The sequence below is a fragment of the Carboxylicivirga sediminis genome, assembly GCF_018156225.1.
In the GTDB taxonomy this organism is placed as follows: Bacteria; Bacteroidota; Bacteroidia; order Bacteroidales; family Marinilabiliaceae; genus Carboxylicivirga; species Carboxylicivirga sediminis.
Genome location: NZ_JAGTAR010000005.1, coordinates 123750 through 140622, shown reverse-complemented (window position 1 = coordinate 140622; position 16873 = coordinate 123750). Strand labels below are relative to the sequence as shown.

At 40.8% G+C, this 16873-nt stretch carries 13 protein-coding genes and 1 other RNA gene; 10 read left to right on the top strand and 4 right to left on the bottom strand.

Annotated features, from left to right (window positions below):
- Positions 1–16 precede the first annotated feature (16 nt).
- The 8 genes from KDU71_RS05155 (at position 17) to KDU71_RS05120 (ending at position 10819) form a co-directional block, all read left to right on the top strand.
- A complete protein-coding gene (locus KDU71_RS05155; protein ID WP_212188840.1) occupies positions 17–5503 on the top strand; it encodes a DUF6443 domain-containing protein in 5487 nt (1828 codons plus the stop codon).
- A 16-nt stretch (positions 5504–5519) separates the two neighbouring features.
- Entirely contained in the window at positions 5520–5963 is a 444-nt protein-coding gene (locus KDU71_RS05150) for a hypothetical protein (RefSeq protein WP_212188839.1), read from the top strand.
- Positions 5964–6353: 390 nt separating this feature from the next.
- Positions 6354–6830: a hypothetical protein gene (locus tag KDU71_RS05145; protein ID WP_212188838.1), complete on the top strand. Its 477-nt coding sequence runs from the start codon at positions 6354–6356 to the stop codon at positions 6828–6830.
- On the top strand, positions 6820–7566 hold the full coding sequence (locus tag KDU71_RS05140; RefSeq protein ID WP_212188837.1) for a toxin-antitoxin system YwqK family antitoxin: 747 nt from the start codon (positions 6820–6822) through the stop codon (positions 7564–7566). Before KDU71_RS05145 ends, KDU71_RS05140 begins: the two co-directional genes overlap by 11 nt.
- A 107-nt stretch (positions 7567–7673) precedes the next feature.
- Entirely contained in the window at positions 7674–8861 is a 1188-nt protein-coding gene (locus KDU71_RS05135; RefSeq protein ID WP_212188836.1) for a hypothetical protein, read from the top strand.
- A 5-nt stretch (positions 8862–8866) separates the two neighbouring features.
- Entirely contained in the window at positions 8867–9214 is a 348-nt protein-coding gene (locus tag KDU71_RS05130; RefSeq protein WP_212188835.1) for a type IV pilus modification PilV family protein, read from the top strand.
- Positions 9204–9686: a PulJ/GspJ family protein gene (locus tag KDU71_RS05125; RefSeq protein ID WP_212188834.1), complete on the top strand. Its 483-nt coding sequence runs from the start codon at positions 9204–9206 to the stop codon at positions 9684–9686. Before KDU71_RS05130 ends, KDU71_RS05125 begins: the two co-directional genes overlap by 11 nt.
- Positions 9686–10819 (top strand): type II secretion system F family protein, encoded by a 1134-nt coding sequence (locus KDU71_RS05120; RefSeq protein ID WP_212188833.1) that lies wholly within the window; start codon positions 9686–9688, stop codon positions 10817–10819. Before KDU71_RS05125 ends, KDU71_RS05120 begins: the two co-directional genes overlap by 1 nt.
- Before the next feature lie 133 nt (positions 10820–10952).
- Here KDU71_RS05120 and KDU71_RS05115 read toward each other — a convergent pair whose 3' ends face one another.
- The 4 genes from KDU71_RS05115 to mdh form a co-directional block, all read right to left on the bottom strand.
- Positions 10953–12149, bottom strand: coding sequence for a site-specific integrase (locus KDU71_RS05115; protein ID WP_212188832.1), 1197 nt, complete (start codon positions 12147–12149; stop codon positions 10953–10955).
- Between the two features lie 145 nt (positions 12150–12294).
- Positions 12295–12696: a transfer-messenger RNA gene (ssrA, locus tag KDU71_RS05110) on the bottom strand.
- A gap of 166 nt (positions 12697–12862) precedes the next feature.
- Complete coding sequence (locus KDU71_RS05105) at positions 12863–13666, bottom strand: hypothetical protein (RefSeq protein ID WP_212188831.1); 804 nt, start codon at positions 13664–13666, stop codon at positions 12863–12865.
- A gap of 221 nt (positions 13667–13887) precedes the next feature.
- Entirely contained in the window at positions 13888–14817 is a 930-nt protein-coding gene (gene mdh, locus KDU71_RS05100) for a malate dehydrogenase (protein ID WP_212188830.1), read from the bottom strand.
- Positions 14818–15236: 419 nt separating this feature from the next.
- On the opposite strand from mdh, the gene folP reads away from it, so the two are divergent.
- Together folP and cdaA are read left to right on the top strand one after the other, a co-directional pair.
- Positions 15237–16082 carry a dihydropteroate synthase gene (gene folP / locus KDU71_RS05095; RefSeq protein WP_244828208.1) on the top strand — a complete coding sequence of 282 codons (846 nt, stop codon included), beginning with the start codon at positions 15237–15239 and terminating at the stop codon, positions 16080–16082.
- Positions 16083–16089: 7 nt separating this feature from the next.
- On the top strand, positions 16090–16857 hold the full coding sequence (cdaA, locus tag KDU71_RS05090; RefSeq protein ID WP_212188829.1) for a diadenylate cyclase CdaA: 768 nt from the start codon (positions 16090–16092) through the stop codon (positions 16855–16857).
- Positions 16858–16873 lie beyond the last annotated feature (16 nt).

Genomic DNA, 16873 nt, shown 5'->3' with positions numbered 1-16873 from the left:
GAAAAATAGATATCTAATGAACATTAGGCTAGCATGCTTATTGTTTCTATTATTATTATTATCCAATATAGTTTTCGGTCAGGAGTTATTATTACAAGAGGAGCAAAATACCCAGTTGGAGACAACAAGGATAATCAACAACGAAGGAGCGGATGATTTCATACATGATTTGCCAGATGAGCCTGGCGATTGTACTATTTTAGGCTCAAGTCCCTCCAGCTTAACATTCTCTGGAACAATAGGGGAGACTAAACGAATCAGCTTGTATGGGCCTCAGGTAACCTGTACTATCAGGTGTCTCATTTTTCGATATTTTTCAGCAACCAAAATTAATAGCAATACCTTTGATATTAAGTTGGTATCGCTACCCAGTAGTTCAAACCAAAGCATTATTTTTGATACCGGTAGCGGCCCTTATGAAGTCTCGGTGAAAGTAGGCACAGTTCCGTTGGTGCCACCGGCACCTTTAGTAGCCTATTCACCTGGCTCTACAAAGTTAACCCGAGCGAATCCTCCATCAGGTGTGACCTATTATTGGCAAACCAGTAGTACAGGTACCTCTACCTCCAATAGTACAAGTACTAAACTATTTACTTCAAGCGGAACGTATTATTTAAGAGCACGGAGCAATGTAAGTGGTTTGTGGAGTAGTGTGCGAAGCGGAGGAGTAAGTGTTTATAACACACCTTCTGCGCCGGCACCTGCTCTTCCCAGCTATAGCAATGGTCAAACAGTATTAACACGACCGTCTGCTCCATCTGGTTACACCTATTACTGGCAAACAAGCAGCACTGGCGCTTCAACAGCTAACAGTGCCTCCACTAAGGTTTTTACGTCTAACGGCACCTATTACCTGCGTTCACGACATAATATATCCGGGTTATGGAGTTCAGCGCGCAGTGGCAGTGTCAAGGTCTATACTACGCCGGCTACGCCAGCAGTGGCATTGCTTAATTACAAAGACGGACAAACTGTTGTTACCCGTTCTACACCAGAGCCTGATTGTACTTACTATTGGCAGTATTCTACTTTATCAAAGTCAACCGGTTTAGGAAGTGCTTCTTCCAAGACATTTACTGCTGATGGCAACTATTATCTGCGTTCGCGTCATTCTATATCAGGTCTGTGGAGTGAGGCGCGCAGTGGGGGTGTTAAGGTGTATGATGCACCAGCCATTCCTTTGGCACCAGTACCTGTGTATTTAGCTGGCGAGACAGAGATGAATGCTCCGCCACCCCCTCCAGACTGTACTTATTATTGGCAGAGCAGTAGCAATGGAACATCGATGACTAACTCAGGCTTGAAAGTCTTCACCTACCCTGAAACCTACTATTTGCGTTCGCGTCATAATATCTCAGGTTTGTGGAGTATTGCCAGAAGCGGTAGTGTTAGCGTTTACCCTAAACCTATGCCACCAGCTGCGGCAACCATTGAGTATAAACATGGTAAAACGATAGTTACCAAACCTGTTGATCCTGTTGGATATAAAATTTATTGGCAAAGCAATAGCACCAACAAGTCGATGGATGATTATGCAGATAGCAAAACCTTTATCAGTAATGATATTTACTATTTACGAATGCAGCATACAGCTTCTGGGGTATGGAGTGACGTGAGAAGTTCTTCAGTAGCTGTTTATTATAATCCTTCACCACCTCCATATCCCGGGGTGACTTATAGCGATGGCAAAACAACAGTACATAAACCTATTAATACAGAGAGTATTTCCTATTACTGGCAAACAAGCGATGGAGGCATATCATCGGCGAGTACTTTGGTTTTCAACAGTGAAGGCAATTATCGTTTAAACGCACAGCACAATGTCTCTAAGCTGTGGAGCTCAACCCCAAGATTTGGTAATGTATCTGTATACACCAAACCATCTATTCCTTCTAGCCCAACAATTATCACGGGAGAGGAACAAACGCTCGTCCGTTTGTCTACACCGCCAGCCGGCATTAGCTATTACTGGCAAGGTACTGCAGGAGGCACCTCCACCGCCGACAGTCAGCTCGAGAAGGTGTTTTCAAGTGCTGCCACCGTTTACATCCGCTCCAGGAGTGGAGCTCCGGCCTACTTGTGGGGCGATGCCTTGCAGGTGAATGTGACACTGCAGCCAACGGCAACCAGCTACTCCAATGAAAACTATATATCGGCTATTACAATACTCAAAGAAGGCGTTTCAGATACTGCCGATATTCGTACACTGAAGCGGGCTGAGAAGTCAGAACAGATTCAGTATTTCGATGGGCTGGGACGCCTGAAGCAGACGGTGGGTGTCAGGGGCAGTGCATCGGGGCACGACGTGGTGCAGCATATAGCCTACGATGATTTTGGCCGCGAGCGTAAGCAATACCTGCCCATTGTTAAGGAAAGCAACTATGGAGCTTACCATACCATGAGCGAAGTGGACGTTGTTAACTATTACGGAGCACCCCATGAGCATATAGCAAGCGACAGCCACCCCTATGCGGAGACCGTCTTCGAAAACTCGCCCCTGAACCGAGTACTGGCCCAGGGCGCTCCCGGAGCCGCCTGGCAGCCAACCTTTGACAATGGCAATCCAACCTTTGCAGGCCATACTGTGAAGATGGATTATGGCACCAACACTGCTGATGCAGCCACTGGGGTGCTGCTCTTTGAAGTGGGCAGCAATGCCGTGATTAAAAAAGACTTTTACGCGGCCAACCAGCTGTATAAAACTGTTACAAAGGATGAGAACTGGACCTCGGCCAGGGGCAAGCTCCACACCACCGAGGAGTACAAGGACAAGCTGGGACAGGTGGTGTTAAAACGCAGTTATGTGGGAACGGTCGGTAGTGAAACAGCCGTTGAAACTTACTATGTGTACGATGATTATGGCCTGTTGCGTTACGTGCTGCCCCCCGAAGCCTCAAAGCTGATAGGCAAAAACAGCACGGTAGTGAGCTATGCCGACACGCATACTACCGTTATTGAGCCCTGGTGCTATATCTACAAATACGATGGCCGCAAGCGCATGGTGGAGAAGAAAATACCTGGCGCCGATAAGGTGTGGATGGTGTATGATAAGCGCGACCGCCTGGTGCTGACGCAGGATGGGCAGCAGCGATTTACCAACGCTAACACCTGGCTTTTTACCAAGTACGATGCCTTGAACCGGCCGGTGCTAACCGGTGAAGTGACCTTTGGCACTACCTATAATCAGGCAACTATGCAGACTCTGGTTGATAATGAATATACTAATGGCCGCAGTTTTTATGTCAGCCGGGAAAAGACAAATACCATACACTGGGGGTATAACGATGCTTCATTTCCAAGGTCGACGGATGCCAGCAGTATTGTATATCACACAGCGACCTACTACGATAACTATGATTACCCTTATGTATTGGCATTTGATGAAAGCAGTAATAACATCTCAGGCTATAGCGATACGCATGGTAATGTGAACTATAATGATAAAGTAAAAGGTTTGGTAACCGGTACAGCTACCAAAGTGCTTGACGAGCCAGATATATTAATGGTCACAACTTATTACGACGACAAATACCGGCCTATCCAGGTGAGGAGGGATTTGTATGAGGCAGGCGAAGAAACGGTCAGCACGCAGTTTGATTTTGTTGGCAAGACGCTTCAGACCCGCCAGGCCGTGACCTTTAACAGTGTCACCACCACTACCGATAAACATTACGCTTACGATCATGCCGGGAGACTGCTGACCGTTAAGCAGCAGATAGCTGGTGACAGCAGCAACGGACTGGTAACGCTGGCCGCGCATAGCTACAATGAGCTGGGCGAACTGGTGGACAAGCAGCTGCATCAGCAGGATGGCATGTCGGGTTACCTACAGAGCGTGGATTACCGCTATAACATCAGAGGCTGGTTAAGCTCCATCAATAACCCGGCCAACCTGGCCAATGATGGCACGGGCGACAGCAATGCCGACCTGTTTGCTATGAACCTGCTGTACCACACCACCGAGAGTGGCCTGAACAATAGCCTGGAACAGTTCAACGGCAATATATCGGCCACCATCTGGAATGCCGAAGGCAGCAGCCGGCAGGGCTATGGCTACAGTTACGATGCCCTGAACCGCCTGACCGCATCGGACTACAAGACCTATGGCAGCGCCTGGACCGCCAGTAACGCCTTTGAAGAGAAAGGCCTGAGCTACGATTTGAATGGCAACATACAGAGCCTGCAGCGCACTGATAATAGTGGCAGCCTTATAGATAACTTTACTTACAATTATACCAGTGGAGCAGCGACCGGTAACCAGCTGATGAGCATCAATGGAGGCACAACTTATCAATACGATAAAAACGGGAATTTAACACTTGATGGCCGCAGGGGCTTTACGGTTGACTACAACCAGCTGAACCTACCCCAATTGGTACAGAAAGGCAGCGACAGGCTGGAGTATGTTTACAGCGCCGCCGGTGAGAAGCTGGCCAAGAAGAAGAACGGTGCGGTTGTGAATTACTATTTTGGTAACTATATTTACAAAGGAGACAAGAGCCTGGATTACATTCTTAACGAAGAAGGCGTCACTACCTATGCCAGTTCGGAATATACCTACGAGTATTACCTGAAGGACCACCTGGGCAATACGCGGGCCATGTTCAGCCGCGATGGAACCAGCAGTAATGCCCAGCTGCTACAGAAGTCGGACTACTATGCATTTGGTTCCAGGTTTATGCCGGTAACCCCGGATAACTCCAACAAGTACCTTTACAACGGTAAAGAGCTACAGGACGATGTACTGGGAGGCAGTGTATTGGATTGGTACGATTATGGGGCTAGATTCTATGATGCTTCGTTAGGGAGGTGGCATACATTAGATCCACTTTCTGAACAAATGCGAAGACACTCTCCTTATAATTACGCTTTTGATAATCCCATGAGATTTATTGATCCTGATGGTAGAAATCCTATTGATGAAATAGTTAAGCGAGCTAAAAATGTAGTTGCAGATGTAGCTACAAAACTTGCAAAAGCAGTAGTTAAGCAGGCTGTTGAAACGGTAAAAGAAACTGTTGAAGATATTGAAGTTACACCATATGTTGAAGGCAATGTTAGACTTACAGCAGGGGCACAAGGAGCAGTAAAGATTGAAGGCGCTGGTTATAAAGGAAATTTAATGTCTGCAGAGTTGTTGGAGTTGTCAGGAGGAATCGATAAAAATGGACCTACAGGAGAATTCGACTATGCATCAAAAAATGGTGAATTAGAACTTAACTCCGGATTTAGTATAGGGGGTGAAGGAGTTGACGTAGAACTTAATGGGTCTGGCACTTATGATCTGGATAAAAAAGAATTTACGGGCAAAGATAAAATTGAAGGGGGTATTGGAGTTGGAACACCAGGTTTAACAGGAAAGGTATCCTATAGTCATGAAAGTAATCCGATAACTGGAGAGAGTAAAAATGCAATATCTACAGGTGTACAAACAAGTGGTTCATACGGGTATGGTATGTTAATTAATTTCACGATTGAAGGCGGACTAAGAATTACATTTTAATTTAAAAAGATATCCAATGTTCAAGGTAATAGGTAGTGAAAAGGTGAAATATTATCAAATTAACTTGATAGCAATAGCTATTTTCATGTTGATAATATTGTTACCTTTTTGCTTTTTTGATAAAGATGGCTATAATTTTATTATTTTAATTATTTGTATGACTCTAGTCTTAAGCTTTAATTTTATCTATTCTAGATTATACAAGCTTGAATTTAATCGTGAATTTTTTAAGCTGTCCAATTTATTTACCACTAAAAAAGAGGCATTCGCAGATTTTATAGATATTACGATTGTAACTAAGCTACCATTTATTCTTTGTATTAGGTTTAAAGGTAGACGTAAATATTTTTTTATGCTGAATGCTAAAGATAATTTCTTATCATTTTTCACTTCAAAAGAGCAAATTTTGGAGAAAATAAAACTACAGATTAATGGTATTCGAGAAGCTGATAATGAATAGTAAATGTGAATCGAATATCCCGGAGCTGAGCGAAGTCTGTGACTTCGTTCGAGTTGGAAGTTAGTTTTCAACTAACATTGCTAAGCAAACAATAATAGAAAGCCACGTTAGCCATAGCGTGGCTTTTTAATGCAAATATGTTTTTAGTCACAGACTAGTCGTTAGATTCGACGAAGTTGCAAACTTCGCCGAGCGGTTTTGCATAAAAACCGATGCTTATCGGTTTTCAAACGGATAGTGATCCGTTTTAAGGGCTTTCTGAATAGTGAAAAATAGTCAGCTAGAGAGATGTATTACTTTCAATGTTGTCAAGGAAGGTTTAAAATTAAACCTATCTAACAATAAGGTAATTCCTTAGATTTTTTATCTTTGAGAAACCTAAACTGAAACATGAAAAACAAAAAATCACTTTATATACTTATTCCATTGGCAGTGGTAGTTTGGGGTACCATCTTCTGGAAGGTGTTTTCAGGTTCGGGAAATAACAGCACTGTTGAATACCAATCCAATCAGGTGCTTAGTAACAAAGAAATAAGTAAGGACACTATTCGCAGGCAATTATCTTACAATTATTCTGATCCTTTCCTGAAAAATCAAACAAAGCCTTCTGTCGAACAACCGCAAGAGCCAAAGAACGAACAACGCACAATAAATAGGGTGGTACGTTGGCCCATGGTAGAGTTTAAAGGAACGGTTAAAAGCCGACGCAAGAATAGAACAATGGCTATTCTGCAGATTTCCAGTAGAAAATACCTGGTACGTGAGAATGAGCTAAAAGACCAGGTAAAAGTATTGGCCATTACTCCCGATTCGATTGGCCTTGAATACCAAAACGACAAACGTTATTTTAAAAGAAATGGACTATAAGAAGCTTTTAATATACTGCTTGTTGCTTCTGTTAGCCTTACATAGCCAGGCTCAGAGCAGCGCCGATATCATCCCGGAAAAACGAACGGTGTTGATTCATAAACCGGATACTTTGATTGAGTTATCCATATTGGTGAACAAATCGGATAAGATTGAACTGGATGAGCATAAATTATATGCCTGGTATGCCTTTGATAAGATTCAAGTCAATCAGGGCGCATATGCCGGTCAATTATTACACGGGAGTTACAAGGTGTTTAATTCAAACGATCAATTAATTGAACAAGGGCATTATCAGAAAGGCCTGAAAGAAGGCCTGTGGACAACCTGGGATAGTAAAGGACTGAAAGCGTTTGAATGCACTTACAAGGGTGGCCTGAAAGAAGGCGTGGCTTATTTTTTTAACAATGGGAAACAGACTCATCAGGAGCAATACAAAAAAGGGCGCTTGCATGGAGAAGTGATTCATTACCTGCCTGATGGTAAACAGGAAAAGTCGAAGTATAAAGAAGGTACTCTGGTAAAGTACGATGAAAGTAAGGCAGCAAAGGAAAATTTACTAACCCGCTGGAAGAATCAGCGAGCCCTTAATAAGCAGGAACGACTCAAGGATAAAGAACAGAAGAAGCTTGAACGGGAAGCTAACAAAGCCCAACAGAAAGAGAAGCGGCAGAAGAAAAGCAAAGAAAAGGGTGCGAAAGTGAAGGAGACTAAGCAAGCTGATTCTGAATCATGAGCCGCTTGCTCCTCCATAAAAACCTATATGTCTTCATAAAACTTTCATGCAGAAAAATCAAAGGTGGAGCATTGTACTATGCCATCTTTGTGATGTTGATTTTAAGCATGATTGGCTTATTAACCATTTCCTACTTTCAGCTATCCTTCAACGAAGACGCACTTTTTTATAAGCGCACAGAGCTGACTGATAATATAAATTCAGCCCTTACGAAAGTATGCTGTCAGCCCGGATTACTGTCTAAAACAAAAACTCTGGAACTGGATGTGTTTGAGGATGGTTCGGCACCTGTTAACCTCGTGATGAACCGCTGGGGCTTTCTTCAAAAACTAACTGCAAGCGCCCAATGGCGCAGGTTGGTACAGCAAAAAACAGTATTGCTTGCTGAGCAGGAGAATATACGTGCGGCCCTTTGGATGCCGGATAAGAAGCGTTACGTATCACTGGTTGGTAACAGCTATATCAATGGAGATTGCTATTTATCGGAATTGGGACTTCGTAAAGGAAATGCTGAAGGACGCTATTTCGAAGGACCATATCTGCACGATGGTCATTTGAAGCTGAGTAAAGAGGCAATGCCAGCCATTAAAGATGAATTACGGGAGTATTATCAGCGTTATTTTAGCGGACAAAGTGGCGCTACAGATAGTATTATTCCTTTTCAAAGCTTGAAAACCAAACAGAAAGTTTATCAGCCATTCACAGAGAAAAGCCTGTTGATTCAGGCGCATGGACGTATGGTGTTGGATAAGGGATCTTATAACAGTAACATCATCTTGTTTTCGCCTGATACCATTGAAGTATGGCCGGGCGTGGCTTTGAATAATATTCAATTAATTGGTAAATCAATCGTTTTTAAGAGTGGCTTTAAGGGAAAACTGCAGGCAGTTGCCTCCGGTAGCATTGTGGTGGAATCAGGCTGTCAGCTTAACTATCCCTCTTACCTTGGAGTTTTCAGTAAATTACCCAAAGCCAGTATAACCATCCATAGTGGTTGTAAAATTAATGGTGGTGTGGTTTGTTATTCTGAACAAGCTCAGGAAGGGGAGACCACACTAACCATTGGGAAGAACAGTAGTCTGGTTGGAAAGGTATATGTCAATGGCGATGTGAATTTTAAAGGGCAAATCATTGGCAGTTTGTACTGTGACCGTTTTGTTGAAATGACGGCCAGAGCCTTTTATGAAAATTTTATGATTGACTGCTCCATTGACGAGGGGAAGCTACCCGATGGATATGCATCGTTTTGTATTACAAATGACATTCATAAGTATAAGGAGGTGGCCACATGGTAAAACGAATGACTGTAAAAGGAAGCTCCATCATTGAGGTGGTGGTGGCTATCTTCATTATTTCGATGAGTATTGCTCTATCCGGTGTGCTTTTTAATACTGTTTTCTCCAGTTCCGACAGGCTGTTGAAACAGCGTGCCTGGTATGATACTAATCATTTGGTCAATGAGGTAATCACAACAAAAAATACTGAACCACTTATCCTTGAAAAACAGCTTTATACAGTTTCGAAACAGACGCAGTTAATGGATGAGGCAAAAGGACTTTGGTTAATACAGATAAATGCAACACAAGGTGAGGATAAGTTACTGGCCAGTCGTCGCCTGTATATTGAAATACCCGTAAATGAAGATTAGGCATCTAAGACATATATGTGTGAAAGGCTTCACGGTATTGGAGGCTGTGATTGCTATGGTATTAACCGGGCTGGTAGTGCTCTTTGCTTATGCAGGTGTTCGGTATTATTATCAGCTTTTTCATTCGGTCACAGTGGTAGGGCATACTCAAACAGAAATTAATCTGTTGCATACTGCCTTAGCTTCGGATATGGACAAAGCAGAACAAGTGATTTATAGCACTACCTTGGACTGTATCTCTAACGGAGAAGTAGTTTCATATGCATTTATGAAGGATTATTTGCTTAGGCAGAGTGCCATTGCAGCCGATACGTTTCGCATTCAGCATCGTCCACCGCAGGTTATCGCTTCAAAAAAGAGCAGTGAACTGGTAGGACAAATATCGTTTGATTGTATCAATCATGAAATGGTCTATCTGATAAGTGTCAGTAAAGACTATCCCGTAGGAATAACCTTTGATGAGATTAAGTGATGGCATTGGATATTGCACAAATAAAGAAACAACAGGCGAATAAACAAACATCTGATCATGTGTCTTTCTGGAAGAAAGATATCACATTGGGTAAGGTGTTTAATGATAAGCGCAAAGAAGAGTTTTATTCAGAGTTAGTGATTCTGATAACATCAGGTCTTGATTTTAAAGCTTCACTGGATATAATAATAAAGGAACAAACAAATAAACAACTCAAGGACCTTTTTCAATCTATCGCAGATAAAATACTTCATGGAGCCAGTTTTTCAGGAGCGATAGAAAGTAATAAGCATTTCAGTGTGTATGAATTCTTTAGTTTGAGGATAGGCGAGGAGAGTGGCCGCTTAATTGAAGTGATGAAGGAGTTGACGCAGTACTATCGCAAGCGCTTGAAGCAGCGTAAGCAGATGACCAGTGCTTTTTCCTATCCAATTCTGATATTCTTTACAGCTTTTGGTGCGGTTTTTTTTATGATGAATTTTATCGTACCACTTTTTGCAGATGCCTTTATGCGTTTTGATTCAGAGTTACCGGCCTTAACGCAGGGTGTCATTAGTGTTTCTAAAGCTTTTAGAGATTATTGGTTGTTAATTCCTCTAACTATTACTGGTATTACATTCGCCTATAAAACCTTCAAAAATCAGGAGTGGTTTCGAAAAGGCTCATCATCACTATTGTTGAATATTCCTCTATTTGGCCCATTGGTGCGCAAAATATACATGGCACGTTTCTGTCAAAGTATGGCCCTGATGACGGGTGCAAAAACTCCTTTAGTACAGGCTCTTGATTTAGTAAGTAAGATGATGGGCTTATATCCATTTGAAGTGGCTTTAAAACAGATTCAAATGGACCTATTTCACGGGAAATTACTTCATGCTTCGATGGCCCGGTTTAGCATTTTTGAATCACGCATGGTGTCGCTTATAAAGGTTGGGGAAGAAACCAATAGACTGGATGGGATCTTCAAACGGCTTTATGAGCAATATAGTGAAGACACAGACCACCAGACCGCTTTAATGAGTTCTATGCTTGAGCCTCTATTAATAATTTTAATTGGCGGGATGGTTGCTGTTATTCTAATTGCCATGTATTTACCGATGTTTAAGTTAGGAAATTCCTTGATGGGAAGTTAGGTGAACTTGAATTGTTTATTAGTGCTGAGATGTATATGAAAGTACTTTTTCTGTACTGAGCAAATTGTCAATAAATTAATGAGTTAGATAGCTTCTAGTACCAAAGTACAAAAAAAGTACCCTCAAAATGCTACTACTGGTCCAGAACTCTCATTGCATCGATTAAGTAATGTTTATTGGGTTTTGTATAGAGTTCTGTAGTCTTAATTTCAGTGTGTCCAAGCATTTTGCTTACATATTTAAGTGCCACCCCTTTATGTAAGGTGTTAGTTGCAAAAGAGTGTCTGGCGCAATGAAAACTAATGTTACTAGCTTTGTCAATTTTACATTTGGTAATAGACTTTCGGAGAGTTTTATTCGTTTTTTGGTTGGAGATTACTCTAAATATTGGTTGCTGAGCAGTAGGCTCATATGAAGGTAAATATGATAATGCTTTCTTAGTTAGAGGAATTACTACATCAATTTTAGTTTTGTGCATCTGTTTTTCCACAGTTTTCCAGTCATCAACACTTCCATTTTCATTAGAAAGAATTGAATTAGAAATAATGTGTTTGGGGGTTAATTGCTTAACATCCATAAATCGCAATCCGGTATAACAGCTAAATAGGAAGTATCGTAGAACATTCTTTTCACCTTTTGGTATTTTTGATGAGCTGTAATACTTTTCAAGCAACTCTATTTCGTAAGAAGTTAAATACTCTCTTTTACTAGGTACCTTACTTAGCTTAATCTTATTGAAAACATTGGTATCTAGTAAATCATTTCTAATGGCTTCATTCAATACAGCTTTTATAAAACCGAGGGACTTGGTTATAGTATTCGTTTTATTTTCAAGTGTGGTATGCATGTAGTTTTTATAACCTTGTATAAAATCAAGATTATTAACCTCCGCTAATGATAGGTTCTTTATTCTAGTATGGTTATTCAGTTTCGTAAGTTGACTTTTGTATGATCGTCTGGTGTTTGCAGACAACTCCTCATGATTTTTAATGTATGAAAGCGCAAATGCGTAAAAATTATCTTTAGAGAAATTGCCACGAAACTTATTTGTAAATTCTAAAAATGTTGGAGGCTTGTTAAAACGGGTAAAGTCATTGAGAATTGCTTTTACCCTTGTTTTGGCATCAGAAATTTTCAAATTAATGATAGCACTGTTTTCTACTGTAGAACTAACTTCTTGCTTCTCTTTTAACCAGTTTTCCTCTTTGCAATAAACTTTCAAAGAAAAATATCTTGATTGGCGGTTGATTGTTAATCTGAGATGAATCGGGTGTGAGCCATCTTGCCTTGAATAGGATTTTCTCAACCTTAATTCTGTTCTTGCTTTCATTATCTTTCCATTTTGTGTACAAACAATTGTCAAACAAATCTGGAAATAAGTTGAGATTTAGACATTCAAGAAGCTGAATAGATTTTATCTAAATAGCTGAAAGTGAAATGATTTGAAGTTTTATATTTCAAATTATTTCACTTTCTGGTGGAGCTGCGGGGGATCGAACCCCGGTCCAGACAAGGAAGCCATGTGCTTTCTACATGCTTAGCTTTGACTTAATTGTCGGGTAGCAACTGGATCAAAGCCACCGATCGCTACCTTAGTCTCTTAAATTTCGAAAGCAGTGCAAGACAAACTGTTTTCTAGTTCCGATTTACCAGCATCTCCGAATCGGGCCGCCTCAGAACGTTAGCACCCGGGAGATGTCTTGTTTCAGCATCTTATGCCGAAATTGGGCTTATCTACTATACTTCGATTAAGCAGCAAGAGCGTAATTATTTTCGCCAATTAAAAAAGTTTGAGATCCGGGATTAACGAGCCGGTACCACAACGCTCGACATGCTTACACACCACTTTGCCAAGCTGTCAAATCCACGTCAGCCCCTAAATGTAGTGCAGGGCAAAATTAATAAATATTTTCGCTCAATAGCACTAATAGCTTTAATTGCGTCATTTTTTCTGAAGGAATACATGATAAAGCTCTGGCATGCATAAAATAAAAAGGCCGAACAGTTTCTGTCCGGCCCAACTGATGGAATCGTATATAAAGGTTATTTAGCGTCAGCTAACCAAGTTGATGTATCTAACATCCAGCTTTCAATAGTCAAGGGAGCTTCTTCAAATTCTGCATCATTGAAAATTACTGACCAGCTTCTTAAATCCAGCATCCATTCTTCAATGTAAAGTTGCTCTCCTACAAACTCTGCTAAGGGGCTGTTTTCTGCAAATACTGCCCATTCGTTGGTATTTAGCATCCAGCTTTCAATAGTAAGAGCTTCCTCGTCGAAAGTGTTGCTCGCTGGTAAGGAAATATAGTTGTCTAAATCCAACATCCATTCTTCAATATATAGTTGCTCTGCGGCATAGGTATTTGCATTATAGGCGCTGTTGCTGTTTAATACAGCCCACTCTTCTGTGTTCAGCATCCAGCTTTCAATTGCCAATGCTTCCTCTTCGAAAGTATTGCTTGAAACAGCAGACCAGCTATTCAGGTCAGTCATCCAATCTTCTACTACTATTGCCTGTTCAGTATAGGCTGTTGGTATGGCTGCAGGTTGTGCTGATGCAGTTACAGGGTAGGGTTCAGTCATCCATGCTTCTACCACTAAAGGAGCTTCCGTGTCACTCATCATTTCCTTTAGATTTACCGCGTATGTTTCAGTGATGGTTGAAGTAGATACGGGTTTGGTAAGTCGTGAGTTGACCATGAACGACATATCTTTTACGAATCTTACTTTTTCCTCTTGTTGATATAGTGAGAAAAATATACTCAAAGTAAAAATACTGGCTGCAATACCGAAAAACAAGTAGTTAATTACTGAGTGTCTGTGGTTATGGTTAACTGTAGTTTTCATCTTTCAATCCTCCATCGTTGGTTACGCTAACTACATTTCAGAATTTGTGCCATGTTTTGTAAGTGTCAGTATGATAGGGTGATGTGGCCTAAATGGGCTTCGAAGAGTCTAAAAGAATGAACGGTATTGCAACATGTAATTGTTCGCTATCGTACAAATAAAAGCCCTGCCACAAAAATGGCAGGGCCTGTAGAATCAGATTATATAATCAGTGTCTTTAATTAGGCGTTTTTATCCAAAACGTTCATTACTTCCAAAACGTGCTTGCGGCTGGTTTCCAAAAGCGCTTTTTCGTCGGCATTAAGGTCAAGTTCAATTACCTTCTCAACACCATTTTTGCCTAAAATTACCGGAACACCCAGGTAGCAGTCGTTAATGCCATATTCACCATCCAACTTAATACAAACAGGGAATACCCGCTTCTGGTCTCTTACAATTGCTTCAACCATTTGAGCTGCAGCTGATCCTGGTGCATACCAGGCCGAAGTACCCATCAATTTTACCAGTTCGCCACCACCAAATTTAGTACGCTCAATAATGGCATCTAGTTTATCTTCATCGATTAATTCAGTTACCGGAATACCACCAACAGTTGTATAACGGGGCAGAGGAACCATTGTATCGCCGTGGCCACCCATTAAAACAGCCTGAATATCTTTTGGTGAAACATTTAACTCTTCAGCTAAGAATGCGCGGTAGCGAGCAGTATCAAGTATCCCGGCCATACCCATTACTTTTGTGCGTGGGAATTTAGATGTTAAATGTGCCTGGTAAGTCATTACATCAAGTGGGTTCGATACAATGATGATAATTGCATCCGGAGAGTGTTTAACCACATTTTCGGTAACCGACTTAACAATACCTGCATTCGTTGAAATCAGATCATCACGAGTCATCCCTGGCTTACGAGGTAAACCAGATGTGATAACTACAACATCTGAACCCGCTGTTTTTTCATAATCGTTAGTAGAACCAATTGTTCTGGTATCATACAAGTTAATCGGAGCTTTTTGCCAGATATCCAGTGCTTTTCCTTCCGCAACACCTTCTTTAATGTCAACAAGAACAACCTCATTAGCAATTTCTCTGTAGGCAAGAACATCAGCACAAGTTGCACCTACGTTACCTGCTCCAACTACTGTTACTTTCATAATAATAGGTATTAATTAGTGTAATATTTGATTTTCCTTTAATTCAGAAATAGCGCGCTTTTAAAGCTTAACATTTAACGCATTAAATGTTTATTTTTTCGCTTACGCAAATATAAAACTTTATTTACAGGCATATTGAAAAAATAACGCTTTAACGTTTGTTATCAATTGTATCTGTGGTTGTAAGGTATTCAGGTGTAGGTTTGTATGCTTAATTTTATTTAATGAAAAATTTCTCTATTAAGTGTGATTTGTGTCAAATGTTAATAAATATAACATCTTAAAATTTAACGTCAGGTTCATTTTTCAAGCAAAAATTTTCGCTTGCTAAGCCGTGCAAATTATTTGTTTTAGCTTTGTATGAGAATTAACAATTTTTCATCCATCATGTTTAAATTAATTATCTAATAGTTGTTGAAATGTCGGGTAAAAGTCATGTTATCAATATTAAAGGTGAGCTTCGGTCTCTGGATAAGCCATTGGCAATGGGGATTTTAAATATTACTCCTGATTCATTTTTTGATGGAGGTAAGTATCAGTTGGAGAAAGAAATAATAGAACGCTGTGAACAAATCATTAATGAAGGAGGTGATATAATCGATATTGGAGCCTATTCATCGCGTCCGGGTGCCATGCATGTTTCAGAGCGGGAGGAAATAAGCCGATTGACACAGTCACTTTCCTGGGTTCGTAAAAGGTTTCCAGATGCAGTTATCTCAGTAGATACTTTCAGAGCCTCAGTGAGTCGGATGGTTGTAAATGATTTTGAAGTTGATATCATCAACGATATTTCTGGCGGTATGATGGATGAAAAGATGTTTGTAGAAATCGGGGAGTTGGGTGTACCATATATTTTGATGCATATGCAAGGTACACCTCAAAATATGCAAATGAATCCTACCTATAATAACCTGATTGGTGATATCAGCCTGTTTTTCGCCAAACAAGTCAAACAGGCAAGATTTTGTGGAATTAAAGATATAATTCTTGATTTAGGGTTTGGCTTTGGCAAAACGCTTGAACACAATTATGAGTTATTAAGAGAGCTAAAGCAGTTTGAGTTATTCGGATTGCCAATGTTGGTGGGTGTTTCTCGTAAGTCTATGATATACAAGTTGCTTAATATATTGCCTGAACACGCTTTAAACGGAACAACTGCCCTGAATACCGTAGCATTATTGAATGGCGCCAACATTTTAAGGGTGCATGATGTCAAAGAAGCCGTAGAATGTATTAATTTAGTGCGTCAACTTACAAAAGCCTGATTATTCAATGACTTTTCTGGATATACGATTTATCGATTTGGTCGACATTGTTTTGGTTGCTTACCTGATGTTTCGCATCTATAAGCTAATCAAAGGAACAGTGGCTTTGTATATCATGCTGGGCATCTTTGCTTTTATCGTGTTTTGGATACTAATCAAAACATTTGGCATGGAGTTGTCATCCACCATTCTCGACAATATTGTTAATGTTGGTGTAGTGGCCTTCATAGTCGTTTTTCAGCAAGAGATCAGGCGCTTCCTTTTGTTGCTGGGATCGAGGTACAACGTGAGTACACGCTTTTCAATGGATAAGGTGTTTATGTCACAATCAAAAGGAATGATGTCCATCTACAATAAGCCAGTTGTGCGAGCTTGTCTGTCATTGGCAAAAACCAAAACCGGCGCGCTGATTGTTATCACTAAGGATTCAGAATTACTTGATTATGTGCAGACAGGTGAGTTGATTAATGGGGTCATATCTTCACAACTACTGGAGAATATATTTTTCAAAAACAGCCCACTGCATGATGGAGCTGTTATTATAACCGGCAACAAAATAAAAGCAGCAGGCTGTATTCTGCCTGTTTCTCAAAATACTGATCTTCCAAAGCGCGTTGGTTTAAGGCACAGGGCAGCCATGGGTATCACCGAAGCTACAGATGCTCATGCTATTGTTGTGTCGGAGGAAACCGGACGTATTTCGTTTTTTAGTAAAGGGCAAATGGAGATGGGAGTAAGTGGTGAAGAGTTGCAGGAATTTTTGAATAAATCCTGATAGCTATAGGTTAACT

Excerpts from the sequence above, each read along its gene's own strand:
- cdaA (WP_212188829.1), top strand. The coding sequence starts at position 16,090 with ATGACTTTTCTGGATATACGATTTATCGATTTGGTCGACATTGTTTTG.
- folP (WP_244828208.1), top strand. The coding sequence starts at position 15,237 with ATGTCGGGTAAAAGTCATGTTATCAATATTAAAGGTGAGCTTCGGTCT.
- KDU71_RS05135 (WP_212188836.1), top strand. The coding sequence starts at position 7,674 with ATGATTGGCTTATTAACCATTTCCTACTTTCAGCTATCCTTCAACGAA.
- KDU71_RS05120 (WP_212188833.1), top strand. The coding sequence starts at position 9,686 with ATGGCATTGGATATTGCACAAATAAAGAAACAACAGGCGAATAAACAA.
- KDU71_RS05140 (WP_212188837.1), top strand. The coding sequence starts at position 6,820 with ATGGACTATAAGAAGCTTTTAATATACTGCTTGTTGCTTCTGTTAGCC.
- mdh (WP_212188830.1), bottom strand. The coding sequence starts at position 14,817 with ATGAAAGTAACAGTAGTTGGAGCAGGTAACGTAGGTGCAACTTGTGCT.
- KDU71_RS05115 (WP_212188832.1), bottom strand. The coding sequence starts at position 12,149 with ATGAAAGCAAGAACAGAATTAAGGTTGAGAAAATCCTATTCAAGGCAA.
- KDU71_RS05155 (WP_212188840.1), top strand. The coding sequence starts at position 17 with ATGAACATTAGGCTAGCATGCTTATTGTTTCTATTATTATTATTATCC.
- KDU71_RS05145 (WP_212188838.1), top strand. The coding sequence starts at position 6,354 with ATGAAAAACAAAAAATCACTTTATATACTTATTCCATTGGCAGTGGTA.
- KDU71_RS05105 (WP_212188831.1), bottom strand. The coding sequence starts at position 13,666 with ATGAAAACTACAGTTAACCATAACCACAGACACTCAGTAATTAACTAC.
- KDU71_RS05150 (WP_212188839.1), top strand. The coding sequence starts at position 5,520 with ATGTTCAAGGTAATAGGTAGTGAAAAGGTGAAATATTATCAAATTAAC.
- KDU71_RS05125 (WP_212188834.1), top strand. The coding sequence starts at position 9,204 with ATGAAGATTAGGCATCTAAGACATATATGTGTGAAAGGCTTCACGGTA.
- KDU71_RS05130 (WP_212188835.1), top strand. The coding sequence starts at position 8,867 with ATGACTGTAAAAGGAAGCTCCATCATTGAGGTGGTGGTGGCTATCTTC.